Below are 20,720 nucleotides of genomic sequence, written 5' to 3'. Positions count from 1 at the left end.
ATCTTCAGGGTTGTTGTCTATTGTTCAGTTATCAAAGTTCTTTGTGTTTGCCGCTCTCAACGAGTCAGCTTAAACATAATATCATGTTTATCAGTGCTTGTCAATAACTTTTTTTAAGTTTTTTATTTTCTTTTTAAAAGCTATCAATTTACATGATATATGTTAAACGGAGAAAGAGGGATTTGAACCCTCGCGCCGGTCACCCGACCTACACCCTTAGCAGGGGCGCCTCTTCAGCCTCTTGAGTATTTCTCCAGCGCTGAATATCATTCAATATAATATTCTTTACGAAAGCGAACTTTCGCAGTGCATGAATTATTATAACTGACATATATTACATTGTCAATACATTTTTTCTTATTTTTTATCCACTTTTATCCGATATTTTCGTTTATCTTTTTCTGGATTCTATCATGTACTGTTGACGCTATTTCTGTTGTCTTCATGTCTTTATAATCTTCATAATACAACGGCTCCATAAAATGTACCTGTACCGTCACCTGACTGATTGTATTCGTATCAAACGGTTTGAAAGAATCAATCAATGCAACCGGCACAATTGGACACCTTGCTTTGGTTGCAGCCTTAAAACTTCCTCCCTTAAACTCACCGATCACATTACCATTTTTCGATCTGGTTCCTTCCGGAAATATCAAGAAGTTCTTACCATTCTTCACGTCATTTGCCACATTCATAATTACCTGCATAGACTGTCTGATATCTTCTCTGTCCATCATATATGACTTTGTACATGCAAATGTCTGCTTCAATAATGGAACATTGGCAACTTCTTTCTTCGCTACTACCGAAAATGTATTATCGCAGGCATCTATAATTGCCAGCACATCATACATTCCCTGATGATTTGGAAAGAACATAAACCCATCTTCTTTTGGTATGTTTTCTTTTCCATAAGATTCTATCTTAACATTACCACCCTTATTAGCATGAGCAACAATATAGCGGAGTATCTTAAAATGTTCTGCTAATGTATATTTATCCACATGCGTAGCATGCCAGCACAATCTTATCCACATGTATGGCACCAAAATAATATTTCTGAGCACCATCATAATTATTCGTTTCATATTTTACTTTATTAACCTCTCTTATATTCTTCAATAGCTGTCTCATACAGATTATTACCTTCTGCATCTACAACTACGATTACAGGAAAGTCTTTTACTTCCAGCTTTCTGATAGCTTCTGTTCCAAGATCATCATATGCGATTACTTCTGATTTTTGAATACACTTAGAAAGAAGCGCTCCTGCCCCGCCTACCGCTGCAAAATATATACTTCCATTTCTTACAATTGCATCCAGAACTTCTTTGCTCCTTTTGCCTTTTCCTATCATTGCCCCAAGTCCCAGATCCAGTAACCTAGGTGCATATTTATCCATACGACTGGCTGTAGTAGGCCCTGCTGATCCAATAATTCTACCTTCTCTTGCTGGTGATGGACCCATATAATAGATCATCTGATTTTTAATATCTAATGGCAGTTTTTCTCCTCTTGTGAGAGTATCATCCATTCTCTTGTGTGCAGCATCACGTGCAGTATAGATTATACCATTGATATATACGTAATCTCCTGCTTTCAGATTCTTGATTTCTTCCTTTCTGATCGGCGCCTGAATTATTTTGTTCATAACTACACCTCCCTGATGATATGTCTGTTTACATGACAACAGATATTAATTGCTACCGGAAGTCCTGCAATATGAGTTGGATAGGTATTCACATTGACTGCCAGAGCCGTTGTTGTGCCACCAAGTCCTCCAGGTCCGATACCAAGATTATTAATCTTCTGAAGAATTTCTTCTTCCAAATCTTTTACCCATTCAATCTCTGAATGTGTTCCTACTTCTCTCGTAAGTGCTTCTTTTGCCATTAATGCACATTTTTCAAATGTACCACCGACACCTACTCCAACTACAAGTGGCGGACAGGCATTTGGTCCTGCATCTTTTACTGCTGTCAGTACTGCATTCTTCACTCCTTCGATACCATCTGCCGGCTTCAGCATAAATACACGACTCATATTTTCACTTCCGAATCCTTTTGGTGCTACTTTTATGCGTACTTTTTCTCCCGGTGCGATAGAATAATGGATAACTGCCGGTGTATTATCTTTCGTATTTTCACGAATGATCGGATCTTTTACTACCGATTTACGGAGATAGCCTTCTACATATCCCTGACGAACACCTTCATTGACAGCATCTTCCACCGATCCGCCTTCCAGATGTACATCCTGTCCGATTTCAAGAAATACAACTGCCATACCTGTATCCTGGCAGATAGGAATCATATCTTCTCCGGCAATCTGAAGATTCTCCTGAAGTTGATTCAAAATCTGCTTTCCAAGGGGCGACTCTTCTGTCTGAACAGCATTTTTCATTGCCGCTGACATATCTTCTGAAAGAAAATGATTGGCTTCTATACACATTTCTTTTATATTTCTCGTAATTTCACTTACATGAACATTGCGCATAATACTCCTCCTTATCATTTGAATTCATTCCATAATTCATTTCATCTTTCTTATTTTAATGCATGGATGAATCTCTGTCCATTTAATTGCGCTTTTTATTGATAAATATTATACTATTCATATATTTTTATCGTGAATGTAAAGAAGGAGGTATTTTTATGACAACAGATATCAATATGAAGCAATTAAAAGCAGACGCACTCGAGATCTTCTGCAATGGTTTTGCCTGTTCGGAATCCGTTATCTTTTCACTTCGCAAGCATTTTCAGGTAGACATTTCCGACGATGCAATTGCTATGAGTTCAGGTTTTCCATGGGGACTTGGTGGACCAGGATGTCTCTGCGGTGCTGCAGCCGGTGGAACTATGATGATCGGATATTTCTTCGGACGTAAGACTCCAGGCGATCCTAAGGTTAAGAGATGTTTTGATCTGACAGCAGAATTCCACGATGCATTTAAAAATGAATTTGGTGCTACATGCTGCCGCGTACTGACTAAAGGTATGGAAAAACATTCTCAGGAGAGAAAGAATCACTGTATGGAGATGGTATCTTTCACTGTTGAAAAAGTAGCTGACATCATTATTCGTGAATTGGAAAAAGATAAGGCTGATTCATAATTTCAAGTTGCATAAAAACTGCCAGCAGATAAATTTCTACTGGCAGGAAAATTTTATATTTTTTTAATTGTCTACTTGACGGGTAGCAGTTCAGAATCGTAAGCGGCAACTCCCTTTTCGTACATTTTCTCGACAACAAGGCTTTTACTCAAATGGATATTGAAATCCCCACTGTTGTCGAATTTCCGTCAAAAGAGAAGTTACATCCCTGCTGTAATTAAGATACGTATTATCTTTATCACACATTATACTTTTTTCCATGTCTTCAATTTCATATAACAAAGCGTTTCCAGTCTCTCCCATAGATATCACTTCATGGCTTCCATCTCTGGTATAAGTGATTACAGCCTTATCTGCACGAGGATAATTGTCTATTTCAATATATCCTTTTTCACCTGCGACCACGCCTCTTTTCGGTTGCTTTGCCCGCATTGTCAACGCTGTAACTACCATTTGCCCCTGTTCATTCTGCATTATAATTCCTGACTCTTCATCCACACCGGTTTCAAAATACTGAGCGGTCGTCAGGATATTATCTGGCTTGCCATCTAAAAAATATCGCGCAAAAGACACAGCATATACTCCAATATCCAGGAGTGCACCTCCAGCCAACTCTTTTGCAAAAAACCTATTCGTCACATCATATTCTTTGCAGCTTCCGAAATTTACCTGTACTAACTTTACTCTTCCAATAATCCCGCTATCAATCCGCTTTTTAACTTCTTTAAATAGTGGCATATGGTAAATCGTCATCCCCTCCATTAGAACAAGTTTTCTTTCGTTTGCAATTTGTACCGCTTCTTCTAGCTGGATATTATTAACTGTAATGACCTTTTCGCATAAAACATGTTTTCCTGCTTTCAATGCCTTTATGATCATTTCATAATGAAGGTTATGCGGAACTGCAATATAGACAATATCCAATTTCTCATCTTTCAGCATCTCATCTATATTATAAAACACCTTGCCAACTTGGTATTCATTACCATATGCTTCTGCTTTGTCTCTTTTTATGTGACAAACTGCATACACCTTCCGCCCACTCTTTGTCAATACATTTCCCATTTCATGGGCAATCAATCCTGTCCCTACAATCCCCCAGTTATATTTTTTTTCCATTCTATTATCCTCCAAAGCATCCGTCTATGCTTCAGCTGTTATATCCGCGCTTTCTTTTTTTTCGTAATTTCTTCGGAGAAATAAAATTCCGACTGCCGAAATTAATGCGGCAATTAACAAGAATAGTAAAAACAAAAACGGATTGCTGCATAAAGGTGTATAAACAAACAAGCCACCTCCCGGTGCTGCTGTTGACACTCCTGTCACATAAATAAGTGCACTTCCAATTCCAGACCCCAGCATAAAACACGGAATTACTCTAAGATCTTTCGCCGCAAAAGGAATCGCAAACTCAGTAATTTCAAATAGTGTTCCAACTATTAAACCAGGAATATTAAGCAATTCCTCTTCTGAAAAATGTTTTCGGCATATCAGCATTGCCAAAAGTACAGAAAACTGCGGCGCAATACAAGCAACTGCCGAAGCGCAGATGGGCACCCAGTTTCCAGCCTCCAGACACGCCAGCCCAAAGGCATATGCCGCCTTATTAACAGGACCTCCTAAGTCAAACGCATACATGGCTCCTGTAACCAGCCCAATCAATATAGCGCTTCCTGTGCTTATACTTTCCAGCCATTGGGTCAACCACTCTGACAACGCAGCCAATGGATTTCCAAAAATATATACCATAATAAAGCCAACACACAAAACACTGATAACCGGCACAATAACCGTTGCAAGAGCACCTCTGATCGCACCTGGAACCGGAAGATTTTTTAACATTCTCACTAAATATCCCGCAATAAGGCCGGCAATCATAGCTCCTAAAAATCCGGCTCCCATCTCACGGGCATATAATCCGCCAACTAAACCTGCGGCAATCGCCCCTCTGTCTCCTAACGCAAAAGCTATATATGCTCCCAATGCAGGACACATTAATCCAAAGGCCATTTGTCCAACATTCCATATTCCGTTTGCTATTGTGGAATAAGAATCCAGAGAACCTACGTCTACTCCTCCGATAATATAAGATAATCCAATGAGAATTCCTCCTGACAGCACGAATGGAAGCATATAAGAGACACCTGTCATCAAAGCGCTCTGTATTTCATTTAAATACTTTTTCATCCTTTTTCCCTCTACCCCTTCTGGAATATTATTTCCGGATTCCTAACAACATCATGCGGTCCGACCTTTATGAGCTTATCTTTCCAGGCTGCAAAACGCTCCTCATTTCTAAGCTGAACATCGCATGCAATCACAATAAGATCCGCTTCGCTTATTTCTTCTGCATGAAGTTTATTTTCAACTCCCAGAGCGCCCTGCGTTTCGACTTTACACATATATTTTTTCTGTTTGCATACTCTTTTAATTGCCTCTGCGGCCATATATGTATGCGCAATCCCCGTCGCACACGAAGTAACTGCTACTACTTTCATAGATCTTCTCCTTCCCTTACTTCCAATGCGCAATTTATAAAATCCTCTGCATTTTTGAAGCCATCCAACTTACTTGTAAATTCATCCATTGCTAAAAGTTTTGCTATACTTGCCAGCATATGTATGTATCCATCATTCGTTTCGTTTTCTGGGATAATCAGCATAAATATATACTTAACTTCTCCTTCTTCATCATTTGACTGGTACATAAATGGACTTTTTGTCCGGCAAAACAACACCGATGAGTATTCTACACTCACTCCCTTTGCATGAGGAAGCGCGATATAGTTTCCCAAATAGGTAGAACCTATGCTCTCCCGATGATATAACGCTTCTTTTAACTGCTGTATATCCTTTACGACATTTTCTTCTGCAAGCCATCTAGCACAGGTATCAAATAATTCTTCTTTATCTCTAAATGGGTCAACATCAACATGAAATAATTCTTCTTTTATAATTGAGGATATCTTTATTTCCATTTTCCTTATACGCTATAATTCCTTTCCAATTCTGTATTGGCGGCTTCGGTAATCCTGACTCCTCCAGTGCCTCCCAGCCTTACTGCTCCAGCATCAATATATTTGTATGCATCTTCCAGTGTACGGATCCCGCCAGATGCTTTAACCTGAATTCTTCCATCGGCCGCTTTCGTCATAGCAATGACATCCTCTAACTTTGCTCCGCCTCCGCCATATCCAGATGATGTTTTTACAAAATCTGCACCAGCGGCAACCGCACATTCTACAGCCTGTTTAATCCTCTCATTTCCAATAATAGCAGTCTCAATAATTACTTTTACGACTTTGTCCTCCCCGTGACTCTTAAACTCATCCACTATAGCTTTTAAATCCGCGATTACATAGTCATAATCACCATCCATAAAATACCCTATATTCATTACCGTATCTAATTCATCCACGCCCATCTCAGCACAGCGTCTTGTTTCATATACTTTTACATCTGTTGTATTGGCGCCCAATGGGTATCCAGAATTGCTGCATATTTTGACATTACTTCCTTTCAAATTTTCCCGCACTAAATCTACATAAGACGTATCAATTGCAACAGTCGCAAAACCATATTTCTTTGCTTCTTCACAAAACTGTATAATTTCTTTCTTTGTTGCATCTGCTTTTACGATGCTATGATCAAAATAAGATGCCATATTCTGTAATATTTCTTTTTTCATATTCTTTGTACGCGAAGATTCCGGTGCACCTTTGGTATTCTCGCTTTCTCCTTTCTGTATTATAGTATATATTTGTTATTATTTTCTGTCTATTTCTGAAATTTCACTTTTCATTCTTTATTCTTCTCGTATTCAAACAATATTTTCACTAATTCTCCCAAAGATTTCACCTGCAGGATCCGTTTTATTATTTCCGGTTCCTGTGTTATACTCAAAATATCTTCCATGATAATTCTAAGTTCCTTTGTATCCCTGCTGCTGATACATAACAGAAATACAATTTGGACCTTCTCACCATCCCATTTTACAGGTCTATCGAGCACCGCTACTCCAATTCCCGTTTTCCGTATTTCCTCCTGAAACGGATGTGGTATTGCAATCAAATTTCCAAGTGCTGTACCACTTACTTGTTCCCTTTTTAAAAGTGACTGATATATGTTTTCTGTACTATACTCTTCCTTAATCATCGCATCGCACATTTGCTTGAAAACTTCTTCTTTATCCCTTGCTTCCATCTGAAAAAATGATATTTTTTCATGAAAAAAATTACATAACTTTCTCATTTTATATCTTTCGTTAACCTTAAATTTTTCGCACTGCCGCCGGATGTGCTCAATATCTTTATCCTTTAAAACTGGATCAACATATATAATCGGAGCCGACGGGCTATCTAATACCGCTGTGGATATAATAAAATCCACGCCATTTAATATTTCCTTATTAACAAAGCGCGTATTGGTTAGTACACAGACAATATTAATGCTAGGAAATAAAATCTGGATCCGTATTTTCAAGTATTCGCTAATTCCTCGTCCTGCCGTGCATATAACTGCTACATTAAAATAATGTTGTGTTTCTTTTCTCTCGATAGCCACCATAATATGCATAGTAAAAAAGGCAATTTCATTATCTGGCAAACTGATACCAAGGTTTTTTTCCAACTCTCTCGCTATTAACAGACTAATTTCAAAAGCGAAAGAAAAATGCGTTTTCATCTCCGTCAATAATGGATTTTCTACAAACATATGATGTTCCAACCGGGTAATAACCAAAAGAAGATGCTCATACAAATTATTTACAAGCATTTCATTTTCTAAGAATCCTGTATCATAATTCTCATCAATTCCTCTCAGTATGCGAAGCAACACTTCTCGAATCGCTTCAGTCTCCAGACTTTTTCTCTGCTTTTGGAAAACATTCACAGCTAAGCCGGAAACAAACCAATATAAGTATAGTATCTCTTCCATAGTATATTCCAGGTCAAATTTCATGCTTACTTCTCGAATCACACTTTCACTGAATTGATAGGCATTATCCTGATACTTCTCTATCTGCGGAAGTGTTGTATGCCGATGCAAATATTTTTTATGTCTTTCAATCATTATTGCCAAATAATAATATATGTTTACAAATTCATTATCTCCAAAATGAATCTCAAACTTTTCTTCTGTTTTTAATATAATGCCATATAATCCATCAACTTCTACTCCTCCAAATTCTTTCCTGTCACGAATAGATTTGACGTTTACTGAATGATTTATCTTTAACTGCAGAATAACTTTGGCAATACGTATGTCTCGTTCCTTTCCTTCTACAAAAAGTCCTAGATTATTGCGCAACAAATGCAGATGATATCTGTCCAGAAAACTTTCAACCATATTCAACTCTCTAGTAATTACGCTTCTGCTATAGTACAGACTCTCACAAAGTTCTTCAATAGAAATATACCTATTTAAATTCAATAAAAAATCTGCGATCTCATATTTCTTACAATTATTCGTTTCCGGTATTTCATTAATAGCTAGATTATACAGCCAATATTCTTTTTCCGGCGGTATTTCCAACCATATTCCTTTTCCGGCCTTTGTTTGAATGCGTATCCCCTTGGTTAACAATTCATGATTAATTGATTTAATATCCGATTTAACAGTTCTGGATGTTATTCCCAAAAAAAGAGCCATTTTTTCTGTTGTGATTGGCTTTTTGTGTTCAAGTAATTTTTTTATCAACCTTACTTCTCTTTCTTTTAGCACAAAATCTCTCCCTCAAACTAATATTTATATGTATATTACCCCCAAAAAATTGGAAATTCAATTCATATATCATCCCCGTTTTTTCCTCATTATCATGAAATATAACTCCTTTGACTTAATCTTCCAAAACTCCCGGAAATCTTCCAACTACGGAAAGAAATATCTGCTGCAGCCATTTAAGACTATATTTGCAACTCAAAAAAATTTTCTTTTAGACATAAAATATGCTCCCTCCTAAGTGACAAGTTTTTATTATTTCACTTGTCTACCTAGAAGGGAGCATATCAAAGTGACAGCCATTTTATTAGCTTTTATTCTTCTGAATCTCCAGTCTCTTCTGTTGGTTCTTCAGATTCTTCAATCTCTTCTTCTTTTCTTACTTTTGCAATGCTTGCAACGGTCACTCCATCTTTCAGATTAATGAGTTTTACGCCAGATGTGATTCTTCCAAGGATAGAAATACCCTCGCAGAACATACGGATTACAATACCTTCTGTGTTGATGATCATAATCTCGTCATCCTCATTTATTGCCTTAATACCTACAACATTACCTGTCTTTTCTGTAATCTTGTAGCACTTCACACCTTTACCACCACGATTCTGTGCACTAAAGTCACTGATCAGTGTACGTTTTCCCATACCCTTTTCAGATACGATCAAAAGCTCATTGCCCTGAGTTGCAAGCTGCATACCAATTACTTCATCTGTGTCATCCAGGTTAATACCACGTACACCCATAGAAGTTCTTCCTGTGGTTCTTACATCTGTTTCCGCAAAACGGATACACTGACCAAATTTAGTTGCCAGAATAATTTCCTGATTACCATCTGTAAACTTAACTTCAATCAATTCATCCTCTTCCCGCAGTGTAATTGCAGCAAGACCATTTTTACGGATATTAGAGAAATCCGTAACCGGAGTCTTCTTCACCAGACCTTTTGCAGTAGCCATAACAATATACTCACCGTCACGATATTCATCAATTGGAATAACTGCACTGATTTTTTCTTCCGGCATCAGTTGAAGAAGATTGATAATTGCTGTTCCTCTGGATGTTCTTGATGCCTCCGGAATCTCATATGCTTTCAAACGGTATGCACGTCCCTTATTGGTAAAGAACATAATATAATGATGCGTATGTGTCATGAATAACTCTTCCACATAATCTTCATCAATGGTCTGCATTCCTTTGATTCCCTTACCACCACGATTCTGTGCTTTGAATGTGTCATTAGACATTCTCTTGATATATCCCATTTTTGTCATAGTAATTACTACATCCTCTTTTGGAATCAGATCTTCCATGGAAATGTCATATTCATCAAATCCTATAGATGTTCTTCTCTCATCACCATATTTGTCACGGATCAGAAGAATTTCTTCTTTGATTACACCAAGAAGAAGCTTTTTATCTGCAAGTATTGCTTTTAAATGTTTAATCTTCTCCATCAGTTCTTTGTACTCATTCTCGATTTTCTCTCTTTCCAAACCGGTAAGAGCACGCAGACGCATATCCACAATAGCCTGAGCCTGTACATCAGACAGATTAAACTGTTTGATCAATTCTGCCTTGGCAGCCTGCACATTTGCAGAGCTTCTGATAATACGAATGACTTCATCAATATGATCCAGTGCAATCAATAATCCCTGTAAAATATGAGCACGCTCTTCTGCTTTATTTAATTCATACTTCGTTCTTCTGGTTACGACTTCTTCCTGATGCTGAAGATAATATGTCAGCATGTCCAGAATATTCATAACCTTCGGCTGGTTATTGACCAGTGCCAGCATGATCACGCCATAAGTATCCTGTAACTGTGTATGTTTGTATAGCTGGTTTAAGATAACATTTGGATTCACATCTCTTCTGAGTTCAATACAGATTCTCATACCTTCTCGGCTGGACTGGTCGCTCAGATCAGTAATTCCATCAATTCTCTTATCTCTTACCATCTCTGCAATCTTCTCAATAAGGCGTGCTTTATTAACCATATATGGAAGTTCTGTTACCACAATACGGTTCTTGCCATTTGCCATCGGCTCGATATTAGTCACTGCACGCACACGAATCTTACCACGTCCGGTACGATATGCTTCCTCTATACCGCGAGTACCAAGGATCATAGCACCTGTCGGAAAATCAGGTCCTTTGATAATATTCAGAATTTCTTCAATTGCTGTCTCATCTTTATCCTCAATCTGGTCATCGATAATTTTAACAACTGCATTGATAACTTCACGCAGATTATGCGGTGGAATGTTGGTTGCCATACCTACTGCAATACCGGAAGTACCATTTACGAGAAGATTAGGAAATCTTGACGGAAGAACAACCGGTTCCTTTTCCGTCTCATCAAAGTTCGGCATAAAGTCAACTGTATCTTTGTTGATATCCGCTGTCAGTTCCATAGAAATCTTACTCAGACGAGCTTCGGTATATCGCATAGCAGCTGCACCGTCACCGTCTACAGAACCGAAGTTACCATGTCCATCAACTAATGGATATCTGGTAGACCATTCCTGTGCCATATTTACCAATGCGCCATAAATAGAACTGTCACCGTGCGGATGATATTTACCCATAGTATCTCCGACAATACGTGCACTCTTTCTGTGCGGTTTGTCGGGCCCGTTATTCAACTCGATCATTGAATACAGAATTCTTCGCTGAACCGGCTTCAATCCATCTCTTACATCCGGCAGTGCACGAGAAGCAATAACACTCATAGCATAGTCGATATAAGAAGTCTCCATTGTTTTTTTCAGGTCCACCTCATGAACCTTATCAAAAATATTGTCTTCCATAGCTCCTCCTAGATATCAAGGTTTTGTACATATTTTGCATTTTCTTCGATAAACTCACGACGCGGCTCTACTTTATCGCCCATCAGTGTGGTAAATGTAAGATCCAGCTCCGAAGCTGTCTCATCATCCATTGTTACCCGAAGAAGTACACGGTGCTCCGGATCCATGGTTGTATCCCAAAGCTGTTCTGCATCCATTTCTCCCAGTCCTTTATATCTCTGAATCTTATTATTCGTGTCTCGCCCTACTTCCTGAAGAATCGAATCCAGTTCTTCATCGCTGTATGCATACCAGATTTTTTTATTCTTCTCCAATTTATAGAGCGGTGGCTGTGCCAGATATACATATCCCTGCTTAATCAGTTCCGGCATGAATCTGTAAAGGAATGTCAGGAGCAATGTACTAATATGTGCTCCATCCACATCGGCATCCGTCATGATAATAATCTTGTGATAACGTAATTTGCTAATATCAAAGTCATCATGGATACCCGTTCCAAATGCTGTGATCATCGCTTTAATCTCAGCATTGCCATAAATGCGGTCAAGTCTTGCTTTTTCAACATTCAGGATTTTACCTCGAAGTGGAAGAATTGCCTGTGTTGCTCTGTTACGTGCGGTCTTCGCAGATCCTCCCGCGGAATCTCCCTCTACAATGTAAATCTCACAATTTTCCGGATTCTTATCAGAACAGTCTGCAAGCTTGCCCGGAAGAGACATACCATCCAGTGCAGACTTTCTTCTTGTAAGTTCTCTTGCTTTTCTCGCAGCCTCTCTCGCTCTCTGAGCAAGCACAGACTTCTCGATCGTCTGCTTTGCAATCATCGGATTCTGCTCCAGATAGATTTCAAGCTGTTTGCTTACAACACTGTCAACTGCTCCTCTGGCCTCACTGTTGCCTAACTTCTGCTTAGTCTGTCCCTCAAACTGAGGCTCCTCAATCTTAACACTGACAATGGCTGTCAATCCTTCCCTGATATCTTCACCGGAAAGATTCGGTTCACTGTCTTTTAATAATTTATTCTTTCTTGCATAATCATTAAATGTCTTTGTAAGCGCATTGCGGAATCCCATAATATGAGTACCGCCTTCCGGAGTCGTAATATTATTTACAAATCCATAAGTCGTCTCATTATAGGAATCATTATGTTGCATGGCAACTTCAACCTGAACGTTATTTACCATACCTTCACAGTAAATAACATCTTCATATAATGCTTCTTTACTCTTATTCAGATAAGTAACAAATTCTTTAATTCCGCCTTCATAGTGGAATGTACGCTCTATCAGTTCTTCTTCTCTCTCATCTCTGAGGACAATCTTCAAACCTTTGGTCAGGAACGCCATCTCACGGAAACGCTGTTTCAAAATGTTATAATCAAATACAGTCTCTTCAAAAATAGTATCATCCGGCATAAATGTTACCTTTGTACCGGTCTTGCCTTCTTCACATTCACCTACGACTTTCAGCTTATATACAACCTTGCCTCGCTCATAGCGCTGCTTGTATACTTTTCCGTCATGGCAGATTTCAACTTCCAGCCAATTAGACAATGCATTAACTACAGATGCACCTACTCCATGAAGACCTCCCGATACCTTGTAGCCTCCACCACCGAATTTACCTCCTGCATGAAGAACAGTAAATACTACTTCTACCGCCGGAAGACCTGATTTATGATTGATACCCACTGGAATTCCACGCCCATTATCAATTACTGTAACTGAATTGTCTTTATTCACTGTGACCTGGATCTCTGTGCAGAATCCTGCAAGAGCCTCATCCACAGAGTTGTCGACGATCTCATATACCAGATGATGGAGACCTCTGGAAGAAGTGCTGCCGATATACATACCGGGTCTCTTTCTTACAGCTTCCAGACCTTCCAGAATCTGGATTTCATCTGCGCCATATTCGTGCTGTACCTTCTCTGTACTCATAGTATCCTCCTAGTTTTCATTTCTTACCTGTCCCTCATGGACATAGAATATTTTATTTATAGAAAAACGATGATTTACAAATTCATCCACACCTGTACAGGTAATCAATGTCTGTATATCATCTATACTATCTAATAAATAGTTTTGCCTGTGTTTATCAAGTTCAGACAACACATCATCAAGCAGAAGAACCGGTTTGTCTTTGGTAAGCATCTTCACCAGTTCTATCTCAGATAACTTTAGCGAAAGAGCTGCTGTTCTCTGCTGTCCCTGTGATCCGAATTTACGGATATCAATTCCATCTACCTGAAAGCAGATGTCATCACGATGCGGTCCTGATGTCGTGCTCATCATTCTCAGATCACGTTCTCTGTTTCTCTGGATCACATCCCCCAATGACTGTCCGCCTGTATTTGGCTCATAGATCACTTCAATCTTTTCTTGATTACCTGTCAGTTTTTTATGAATCTCAGAAATAATCTCGTTGATATCGGACACAAACTTTTTTCTTGCCTGAATCACTTTTTCGCCGTACTCGATTAACTGTATATCCCAGATATCCAGTGTATCTTTTAAACCACTATTAAAACTGATGTCTTTCAGCAGCTTATTTCTCTGATTTATAATACGATTATAATTGCCGAGATCATTCAGATAGACTTTATCTAATTGCGAAAGTTCAAGATCTATAAATCTTCTTCTCTCTGCCGGACCATTTTTTATAATATTCAGATCCTCTGGTGAGAAAAATACGACATTCAGAATACCGAATAATTCACTTGCTTTCTTGATAGGTATCCGATTAATGGCAATACCTTTTGCTTTATTCTTCTTCAGATGCATATCAATCTGATAGGTAATGCCCCTCTTCTCTACTTTTACTTCTATGTGTGATTCATCTTTTCCAAACTGGATCATATCTTTATCTTTGGTACCTCTGTGCGACTTGGTCGTGCCGCACAGATACAGGGATTCCAGTATATTGGTCTTTCCCTGTGCATTATCACCATAGAAAATATTCGTCTGTTCACTTAATTCCAGATTTAAAAGATCATAGTTGCGAAAATTTTTTAATTTCAAAGAATTAATCTTCAATTTTGATTTCTTCTCCATCAAATTCCACAACGTCTCCGTTGTATAATTTCTTACCTCTTCTGGTATCTACTTCGCCATTCACTTTTACCAGACCATCCTGGATCACATCTTTTGCCTCTGCTCCGGTCTCTACCAGACCTGCAGCCTTCAGTGCCTGACCAAGCTTTATAAATTCATCTTTTAATTTGATAATTTCCATACTTACACCTGTCCTAAATTGAATTAAAGTTAACCGGCAGAATCAGATAAATATAGCTTTCCGTTTCATCTTTGATAAAACAAGGGGCTTTTGCATTCATAAGATAAAGCTCTACTTCTTCATCATCGATAACACGCAGTGCATCGATTAAGAATTTAGGATTAAATCCGATCAGAAGATCTTTACCTTCCTTGGTAATGAATATTTCTTCATTCATAGAGCCAAGCTGGGATTTAATTTTAAGTTCCATGATTTCATCACCGATATTAATGATAATTGGCTTTTTATCTCCTTCTTTGATGAGCAGTGTCGCTCTGTCTATACAGTTCAGTAATTCTTTTTTATTAATTCTTACCTTTGTCTCGTAATCGCTTGAAAGCATCTGATCAATTCGGAAATATTCACCTTCAATCAGACGTGATACTACTACCGTCCGGTCAAATTCAAATACTATATGATTCTCAGTAAAGTAAATACATACTTCTTTGTCTGCTTCTCCGGAAAGGATCTTACTGATTTCAATCAATGTCTTACCAGGAACTATAATCTTTTTATGGTCATATTCTTCTTTCAATTCAAGCTTGCGAATGGAAATTCTGTGACCATCGAGAGATACGACACGAAGCGTATTCTGGTTAATCTCGAACAGCTCCCCAGTCATTACTTTATTACTTTCATTATCTGCAATAGAGAAAATGGTCTGTCTGATGACCTCTTTTAATGTGTACTGCGAAATACTAATTGTAGTGTCCTTTTCGATAATAGGAAGATAACTGAACTCATCCCCTGGTTTGCAGGAAATATTAAAGTTCGCTTTCTCACATGTAATAGTAGCCTGAAGATTCTCATCTGTTTCTATTACTACATCGTTATCCGGAAGCTTTCTTACGATCTCGGAAAAGATTCTCGCATCAATCGCGATCATACCGTGTTCAATGATCTCTCCTTCTACCTCCGTCTGAATGCCAAGTTCCATATCATTAGCTGTCAGCTTAATTACATCAAGTGTTGCGTCTATCAGGACACATTCCAGAATAGGCATTGTAGTTTTGGAAGGAACGGCCTTGGATACGGTACTTACTCCCTTCGCAAGATTAGCTTTACTGCAGACTATTTTCATGTGTATAACTCCTTTCGAAAAAATGGTGGGCAAAAATGCTATATATAAATATATAATTTCCGTAGTCTTAGTAGTAGGGGATGTGGATATGTGGAAAACCACTGCAATCCCTTGAAAAATCAAAGAAAATCGATGCTGATAAACTTGATGAAAACAAAATTATAATCTGTGGATGAAATGATGAAAACTTTTTTAGAAATAATTTGTAAAAGTTATGATAAAGTTATCCACCATTATCCACATAGTTATCATCGAATTGTGCACATCTTAAACAGGATTGATTTTTTTCTTTATAATATCAATCGTATTAGCAAGCTGTTCATTTTCTTCGACATCGTGTTCTATCTTTTCTACGCCGTGCTTAATGGTAGAATGATTCTTACCTCCAAGCAGGATACCAATGGACTTAAGTGGTACATCGGTCATCTTACGGCAGAGATACATGACGATCTGACGAGGTACTGCAATCTCAGCAGGTCTTTTATTACTTTTCAGATCGGCAATGGATACACCAAAATGATCGGAAACGATATCCATGATCAGTTCCGGTGTAACTGTTTTATTATCGTCTGGTGAAAGGATATCCTTCATGGCTTCTGCAGCAAGGTTAATATCGATCGGTCTGCCATTGCCTTCCAGACGGTAGAGTGCAATTAATTTATTCAGTGAACCTTCCAGCTCACGGATATTATTCTTAACGTTCTGAGCAATATACTGAAGTACATCATCAGGAATATGATAGATTTCCAGATGTTCTAATTCAATCTTCTTCTGCAGAATAGCCATACGTGTCTCATAATCAGGTGCAGACATATCGGCTATCAGTCCCCACTCAAAACGAGTACGCAGTCTCGCTTCCAGTGTCTCAATGTCCTTAGGAGGGCGGTCACTGGAGATAATGATCTGCTTACCAGCAGTGTGCAGGTGATTGAAAGTATGGAAAAATTCTTCCTGAGTACTTTCCTTTCCTATAAGAAACTGAATATCATCGATCAGAAGTACATCGGTATTACGATATTTTTCTCGAAAATCCGACATTGAGGACTCACGTCCATTCTTCAGAGCATGGATCAGTTCATTTGTAAATGTCTCACTGGTTACGTACACGACTTTTTTCTTAGGACTGAAATCCAGAATAAAGTGTGCGATCGAATGCATCAGATGCGTCTTGCCAAGTCCTACTCCTCCATATAAGAAGAGAGGGTTGTATACTTCACCAGGTGATTCGGCTACAGCCAGAGATGCAGCATGTGCAAAGTTATTATTATTACCTACAATAAATGTGTCGAATGTATATCTTGGGTTAAGACCCGCTTTCTCTGCAGCAGTCTTCGTCTTTCTCTTATCTGTGCTGGCAGAGGACATCTTCTTAAGTTCTTCTATCCGCTCATCATCCTCAGAAAGAAAAACAACCTCATATTCAATACCTGTAATCTCAGCGATACAGACCTTCAGCGGAAGAGAATACTTCTTCTCGATGTAATCCACGCTGGCAGCCTTGTCCACGAGCAGATAAACGGTATTGTCTACAACGTTGTATACCTTAAGAGGCTGAATCCAGGTTGAGAAAGAAATGTGGGATAATTCGTGTTCAACACGCAGATGCTCGATAATTTCATTCCATTTTTCTTCCACAACATTCATCAATTTAATCTCCTAATCTATTTTATCGCATAAAAAACCACTTTCCATTATTCTACATCAAAATGCTTATGATGGCAATGAAAAAGATGGAATAGGGAAAAGAAATATAGTCCATCTACTTGACTTAATTCGTATTATCTAATATAATTAAACACGATGTCTTTTGAAACAAACGAACAAATATTGAGAACAACTTTATAGATAGAATAAGGGAGGTGGATATCAATGAAAATGACATTCCAGCCAAAGAAAAGACAGAGATCAAAAGTTCATGGCTTCAGAGCAAGAATGAGCAGCGCAGGTGGAAGAAAAGTACTTGCAAGCAGAAGAGCAAAAGGAAGAAAGAAATTATCAGCTTAGGTCGCATCTATTGTGACCTTTTCTTCTATAATAAAACAGGAGAAATACAATGAATTTTTCTGAATCGCTGAAAAAAAATACAGACTTTAGAAAAGTATATCATGGCGGACATTCCAAAGCGAACAAATATCTGGTTATATATATAAGAAAGAATGGCACAGATAAGAATCGTGTTGGGATATCTGTCAGCAAAAAAGTAGGAAACAGTATCGTAAGACATCGCTTAACAAGATTAATTAGAGAAAGTTATCGATTAAATGAAGAAAAAGTCGCACGTGGTTATGATATGGTCGTTATAGCAAGAAGTGCAGCAAAGGGAAAGAATTATCATGATATTGAATCAGCATTTCTTCATCTTGGAAGTCTTCATGGAATAATCGAGTCGTAATGGAGTGGCATACATTTGAAAAAGATTTTGATAAAAATGGTTCGGTTTTATCAGAAATATTTATCTTCGGCCAAGGGATATTCAAGCTGTAAGTATTATCCTACCTGTTCGCGTTATGCAGTGGAAGCAATTGAAAGGTTTGGTGCTTTGAAGGGAACAGGACTGGCTATTTGGAGAGTTTTGAGGTGCAATCCATTCTCGCAGGGAGGATATGATCCGGTTCCACCGGAAAAAGACAAGCATATCCGCTACTACAAACGGAGGAATTGAATATGGGTACTTTGTTATCAGCAGCAAACTGGCCTATTGTTGGACAGATTGCGATATTACTGGGTAAAGTAATGAATGTCATTTATAATACCCTGGACAATGTATTACCAACCGATCATGGTCTGGTTGGATGGTCAATCATTATTTACACGATTCTGGTATATACATTGATGCTGCCGCTGACAGTCAATCAGCAGAAGACATCAAGAATGACAGCTCTGATGAATCCTGAGATCAAGGCAATTCAGAAGAAATATCAGAACAAGAAGGATCAGGCTTCTATGATGAAGCAGCAGGAAGAGATTCAGCAGGTATATGACAAATATGGCACTTCCATGATGGGAGGATGTCTTCCATTATTGATCCAGATGCCTCTTTTGTTTGCGTTATATCCTGTTATATATGATATGTCTAATTACGTGCCAGCTATTGCAAAAGCATCAGATAATGTGCAGAGATTCTTTACACTGCCGAATTTGTCTATGTCACCAATAGCAATGATCAAGGCAAGAGATACATTTGATGTAGCACCGGCACTTGTAGTTATTACATGTATTTTACTTCCTATTATATCTGCTGCAACTCAGTATGGAAGTATCAAACTGTCACAGGCTATTTCAGGAGTTAAAAATAATTCAGATAAGAATGATCCGATGAATTCTACTATGAAGACTATGAACATGACAATGCCGTTATTCTCACTGTTCATGGTATTTACATTGTCATCTGGTATCGGTATTTACTGGATTATCAGTGCGGTTGTAAGATGTACACAGCAGTTCTTTATCAATAAGCATCTGCAGAAAATCTCACCGGAAGAAATGGTAGAAAAAAACCGTGAGAAGGCTGAGAAGAAGCGTGAAAAACGTGGAGAAAAGGCTGAAAAGATCAATGCCATGGCTCAGGCCAATACTAAGAGTCTTTCATCTTCTGCTCAGAAGGATGTGTCTTCTTCTGAGAAGAATGCAAAGCTTAAAGAAGCAGAGGAAAAAAGAAGCCATGCAAAAGCAGGAAGCCTTTCTGCTAAGGCAAATATGGTAAAAGACTTTAACGATAATAAAAAGAAATAGTTTGGCTATGGGAGGTTGAACGCAATGGAAGAAATCACAGTATCTGCGAAAACACTGGATGACGCCATTACAGAAGCATTGATTCAGTTAGGTGTTACAAGTGATCAGCTTGAATATGATGTAATAGAAAAAGGAAATGCCGGATTCCTTGGTATTGGAAGAAAGCAGGCAGTTATCAAAGCAAGACGAAAAGTTGAAAAGAAAGTGAATGATGAACCAGTCATCGACTTTTCTGATGCTGTTAAGGAAGTTATGAAAGATTCTAAATCTGATAACTACCACAAGCACAACAACAGAGATAACAAGAAAAAGAAAGATAACCGCAAAAAAGAGAATTATCATAAGAATAACAAGAACGTGACAGCTTCTGAAAAAACTGAGAAAGTAAAAGAAGAAACTGTTAAAACTGAAAAGAAAGAAAAGAATGATAAGCCTCATAAGCCGGTACAGGAGAGAAAGGAAATCGAACTTGCTAAGGTTGAAGATATTACGGTTAAGACCTGTGAAGAGTTTCTGACAAATGTACTGAAAGCTATGGATATGGAAGTTGAGATAAAGACTTCTATCGACGAGGAAGGTGCTCTGTGTATTGAAATGAACGGAGACAATATGGGTATTCTGATTGGTAAGAGAGGACAGACTCTTGATTCACTTCAGTATTTGACTAACCGAGTGGCTAACAAGGCACAGGATGGTTATGTACGAGTAAAACTCGATACAGAGGATTACAGAAGAAGAAGAAAAGAGACATTGGAGAACCTTGCCAAGAACATTGCTCACAAGGTAAAGAGAACCAGAAGATCGGTATCTCTGGAGCCAATGAATCCATATGAGAGAAGAATCATTCACTCTGCATTGCAGGGAGACAGAAGTGTTACAACTCACAGTGAAGGTGAAGAGCCATACCGTAGAGTAGTGGTTACACTTGTAAGAAAATAGTATTTCGTATAAGATAGTAAGTAGGGGCGTCAAAACTCCTACTTACTCTTTT

22 protein-coding genes and 1 tRNA gene are annotated in these 20,720 nt (G+C 38.3%); 6 read left to right on the top strand and 17 right to left on the bottom strand.

Going from position 1 to position 20,720, the window contains the following annotated elements; all coding sequences use genetic code 11:
• Positions 1–167: 167 nt before the first annotated feature.
• From DWZ93_RS12160 to DWZ93_RS12145, 5 genes are all read right to left on the bottom strand, one after another.
• Positions 168–255: transfer RNA gene (locus DWZ93_RS12160), tRNA-Ser, on the bottom strand.
• 119 nt (positions 256–374) lie between these two features.
• Complete coding sequence (locus DWZ93_RS12155) at positions 375–1,037, bottom strand: lysophospholipid acyltransferase family protein (RefSeq protein ID WP_243061279.1); 663 nt, start codon at positions 1,035–1,037, stop codon at positions 375–377.
• A complete protein-coding gene (locus DWZ93_RS15110; RefSeq protein WP_279220016.1) occupies positions 997–1,122 on the bottom strand; it encodes a hypothetical protein in 126 nt (41 codons plus the stop codon). The genes DWZ93_RS12155 and DWZ93_RS15110 overlap by 41 nt, the downstream gene beginning before the upstream one ends.
• Complete coding sequence (locus tag DWZ93_RS12150) at positions 1,100–1,651, bottom strand: Fe-S-containing hydro-lyase (protein ID WP_118384448.1); 552 nt, start codon at positions 1,649–1,651, stop codon at positions 1,100–1,102. The genes DWZ93_RS15110 and DWZ93_RS12150 overlap by 23 nt, the downstream gene beginning before the upstream one ends.
• Positions 1,652–1,653: 2 nt before the next feature.
• Complete coding sequence (locus DWZ93_RS12145) at positions 1,654–2,496, bottom strand: fumarate hydratase (protein ID WP_118384449.1); 843 nt, start codon at positions 2,494–2,496, stop codon at positions 1,654–1,656.
• A gap of 158 nt (positions 2,497–2,654) precedes the next feature.
• On the opposite strand from DWZ93_RS12145, the gene DWZ93_RS12140 reads away from it, so the two are divergent.
• Positions 2,655–3,116, top strand: a complete 462-nt coding sequence (locus DWZ93_RS12140) for a C-GCAxxG-C-C family (seleno)protein (RefSeq protein WP_118384450.1) — start codon at positions 2,655–2,657, stop codon at positions 3,114–3,116.
• Positions 3,117–3,260: 144 nt separating this feature from the next.
• Here the strand turns inward: DWZ93_RS12140 and DWZ93_RS12135 are convergent, their stop codons facing one another.
• The 12 genes from DWZ93_RS12135 to dnaA all read right to left on the bottom strand — a co-directional run bounded on the left by DWZ93_RS12135 (position 3,261) and on the right by dnaA (position 17,641).
• Entirely contained in the window at positions 3,261–4,235 is a 975-nt protein-coding gene (locus DWZ93_RS12135; RefSeq protein WP_118453086.1) for a Gfo/Idh/MocA family protein, read from the bottom strand.
• Positions 4,236–4,259: 24 nt separating this feature from the next.
• Complete coding sequence (locus DWZ93_RS12130; protein ID WP_118453085.1) at positions 4,260–5,303, bottom strand: PTS fructose transporter subunit IIC; 1,044 nt, start codon at positions 5,301–5,303, stop codon at positions 4,260–4,262.
• 11 nt (positions 5,304–5,314) lie between these two features.
• A complete protein-coding gene (locus tag DWZ93_RS12125; RefSeq protein WP_118453084.1) occupies positions 5,315–5,614 on the bottom strand; it encodes a PTS fructose transporter subunit IIB in 300 nt (99 codons plus the stop codon).
• Positions 5,611–6,093, bottom strand: coding sequence for a PTS sugar transporter subunit IIA (locus DWZ93_RS12120; protein ID WP_118453083.1), 483 nt, complete (start codon positions 6,091–6,093; stop codon positions 5,611–5,613). Before DWZ93_RS12120 ends, DWZ93_RS12125 begins: the two co-directional genes overlap by 4 nt.
• A 5-nt stretch (positions 6,094–6,098) precedes the next feature.
• On the bottom strand, positions 6,099–6,779 hold the full coding sequence (gene deoC, locus DWZ93_RS12115; protein WP_199665942.1) for a deoxyribose-phosphate aldolase: 681 nt from the start codon (positions 6,777–6,779) through the stop codon (positions 6,099–6,101).
• 134 nt (positions 6,780–6,913) lie between these two features.
• Positions 6,914–8,836 (bottom strand): BglG family transcription antiterminator, encoded by a 1,923-nt coding sequence (locus tag DWZ93_RS12110; RefSeq protein ID WP_118453081.1) that lies wholly within the window; start codon positions 8,834–8,836, stop codon positions 6,914–6,916.
• A 311-nt stretch (positions 8,837–9,147) separates the two neighbouring features.
• Positions 9,148–11,643, bottom strand: coding sequence for a DNA gyrase subunit A (gene gyrA / locus DWZ93_RS12105; RefSeq protein WP_118453080.1), 2,496 nt, complete (start codon positions 11,641–11,643; stop codon positions 9,148–9,150).
• 8 nt (positions 11,644–11,651) lie between these two features.
• Positions 11,652–13,583: a DNA topoisomerase (ATP-hydrolyzing) subunit B gene (gyrB, locus tag DWZ93_RS12100; protein WP_118453079.1), complete on the bottom strand. Its 1,932-nt coding sequence runs from the start codon at positions 13,581–13,583 to the stop codon at positions 11,652–11,654.
• A 9-nt stretch (positions 13,584–13,592) separates the two neighbouring features.
• Positions 13,593–14,678, bottom strand: a complete 1,086-nt coding sequence (gene recF, locus DWZ93_RS12095) for a DNA replication/repair protein RecF (RefSeq protein ID WP_118453088.1) — start codon at positions 14,676–14,678, stop codon at positions 13,593–13,595.
• Positions 14,668–14,877 carry an RNA-binding S4 domain-containing protein gene (locus DWZ93_RS12090; RefSeq protein WP_118384452.1) on the bottom strand — a complete coding sequence of 70 codons (210 nt, stop codon included), beginning with the start codon at positions 14,875–14,877 and terminating at the stop codon, positions 14,668–14,670. The genes recF and DWZ93_RS12090 overlap by 11 nt, the downstream gene beginning before the upstream one ends.
• 13 nt (positions 14,878–14,890) lie before the next feature.
• Entirely contained in the window at positions 14,891–15,997 is a 1,107-nt protein-coding gene (dnaN, locus tag DWZ93_RS12085) for a DNA polymerase III subunit beta (RefSeq protein ID WP_118384453.1), read from the bottom strand.
• 267 nt (positions 15,998–16,264) lie between these two features.
• Positions 16,265–17,641, bottom strand: coding sequence for a chromosomal replication initiator protein DnaA (gene dnaA, locus DWZ93_RS12080; RefSeq protein WP_118384454.1), 1,377 nt, complete (start codon positions 17,639–17,641; stop codon positions 16,265–16,267).
• A gap of 225 nt (positions 17,642–17,866) precedes the next feature.
• Between dnaA and rpmH the strand changes: the two genes are divergently transcribed.
• Genes rpmH through jag form a run of 5 tightly spaced genes read left to right on the top strand, consistent with a single transcriptional unit; the run spans position 17,867 to position 20,668 of the window.
• Positions 17,867–18,001: a 50S ribosomal protein L34 gene (rpmH, locus tag DWZ93_RS12075; RefSeq protein WP_118384455.1), complete on the top strand. Its 135-nt coding sequence runs from the start codon at positions 17,867–17,869 to the stop codon at positions 17,999–18,001.
• Between the two features lie 49 nt (positions 18,002–18,050).
• Positions 18,051–18,389 carry a ribonuclease P protein component gene (gene rnpA, locus DWZ93_RS12070; RefSeq protein ID WP_118384456.1) on the top strand — a complete coding sequence of 113 codons (339 nt, stop codon included), beginning with the start codon at positions 18,051–18,053 and terminating at the stop codon, positions 18,387–18,389.
• Between the two features lie 15 nt (positions 18,390–18,404).
• Positions 18,405–18,659, top strand: coding sequence for a membrane protein insertion efficiency factor YidD (yidD, locus tag DWZ93_RS12065; protein ID WP_118384457.1), 255 nt, complete (start codon positions 18,405–18,407; stop codon positions 18,657–18,659).
• A 2-nt stretch (positions 18,660–18,661) separates the two neighbouring features.
• Positions 18,662–19,729, top strand: coding sequence for a YidC/Oxa1 family membrane protein insertase (yidC, locus tag DWZ93_RS12060; protein ID WP_118384458.1), 1,068 nt, complete (start codon positions 18,662–18,664; stop codon positions 19,727–19,729).
• Positions 19,730–19,753: 24 nt separating this feature from the next.
• A complete protein-coding gene (gene jag, locus DWZ93_RS12055; RefSeq protein ID WP_118453078.1) occupies positions 19,754–20,668 on the top strand; it encodes an RNA-binding cell elongation regulator Jag/EloR in 915 nt (304 codons plus the stop codon).
• The last annotated feature ends 52 nt before the right edge of the window (positions 20,669–20,720 follow it).

The organism is Dorea sp. AF36-15AT (assembly GCF_003477705.1).
GTDB lineage: Bacteria > Bacillota > Clostridia > Lachnospirales > Lachnospiraceae > Claveliimonas > Claveliimonas ammoniilytica.
Note: the sequence above shows the minus strand (reverse complement) of the source record. Positions and strands in the feature narration are given on the sequence as shown.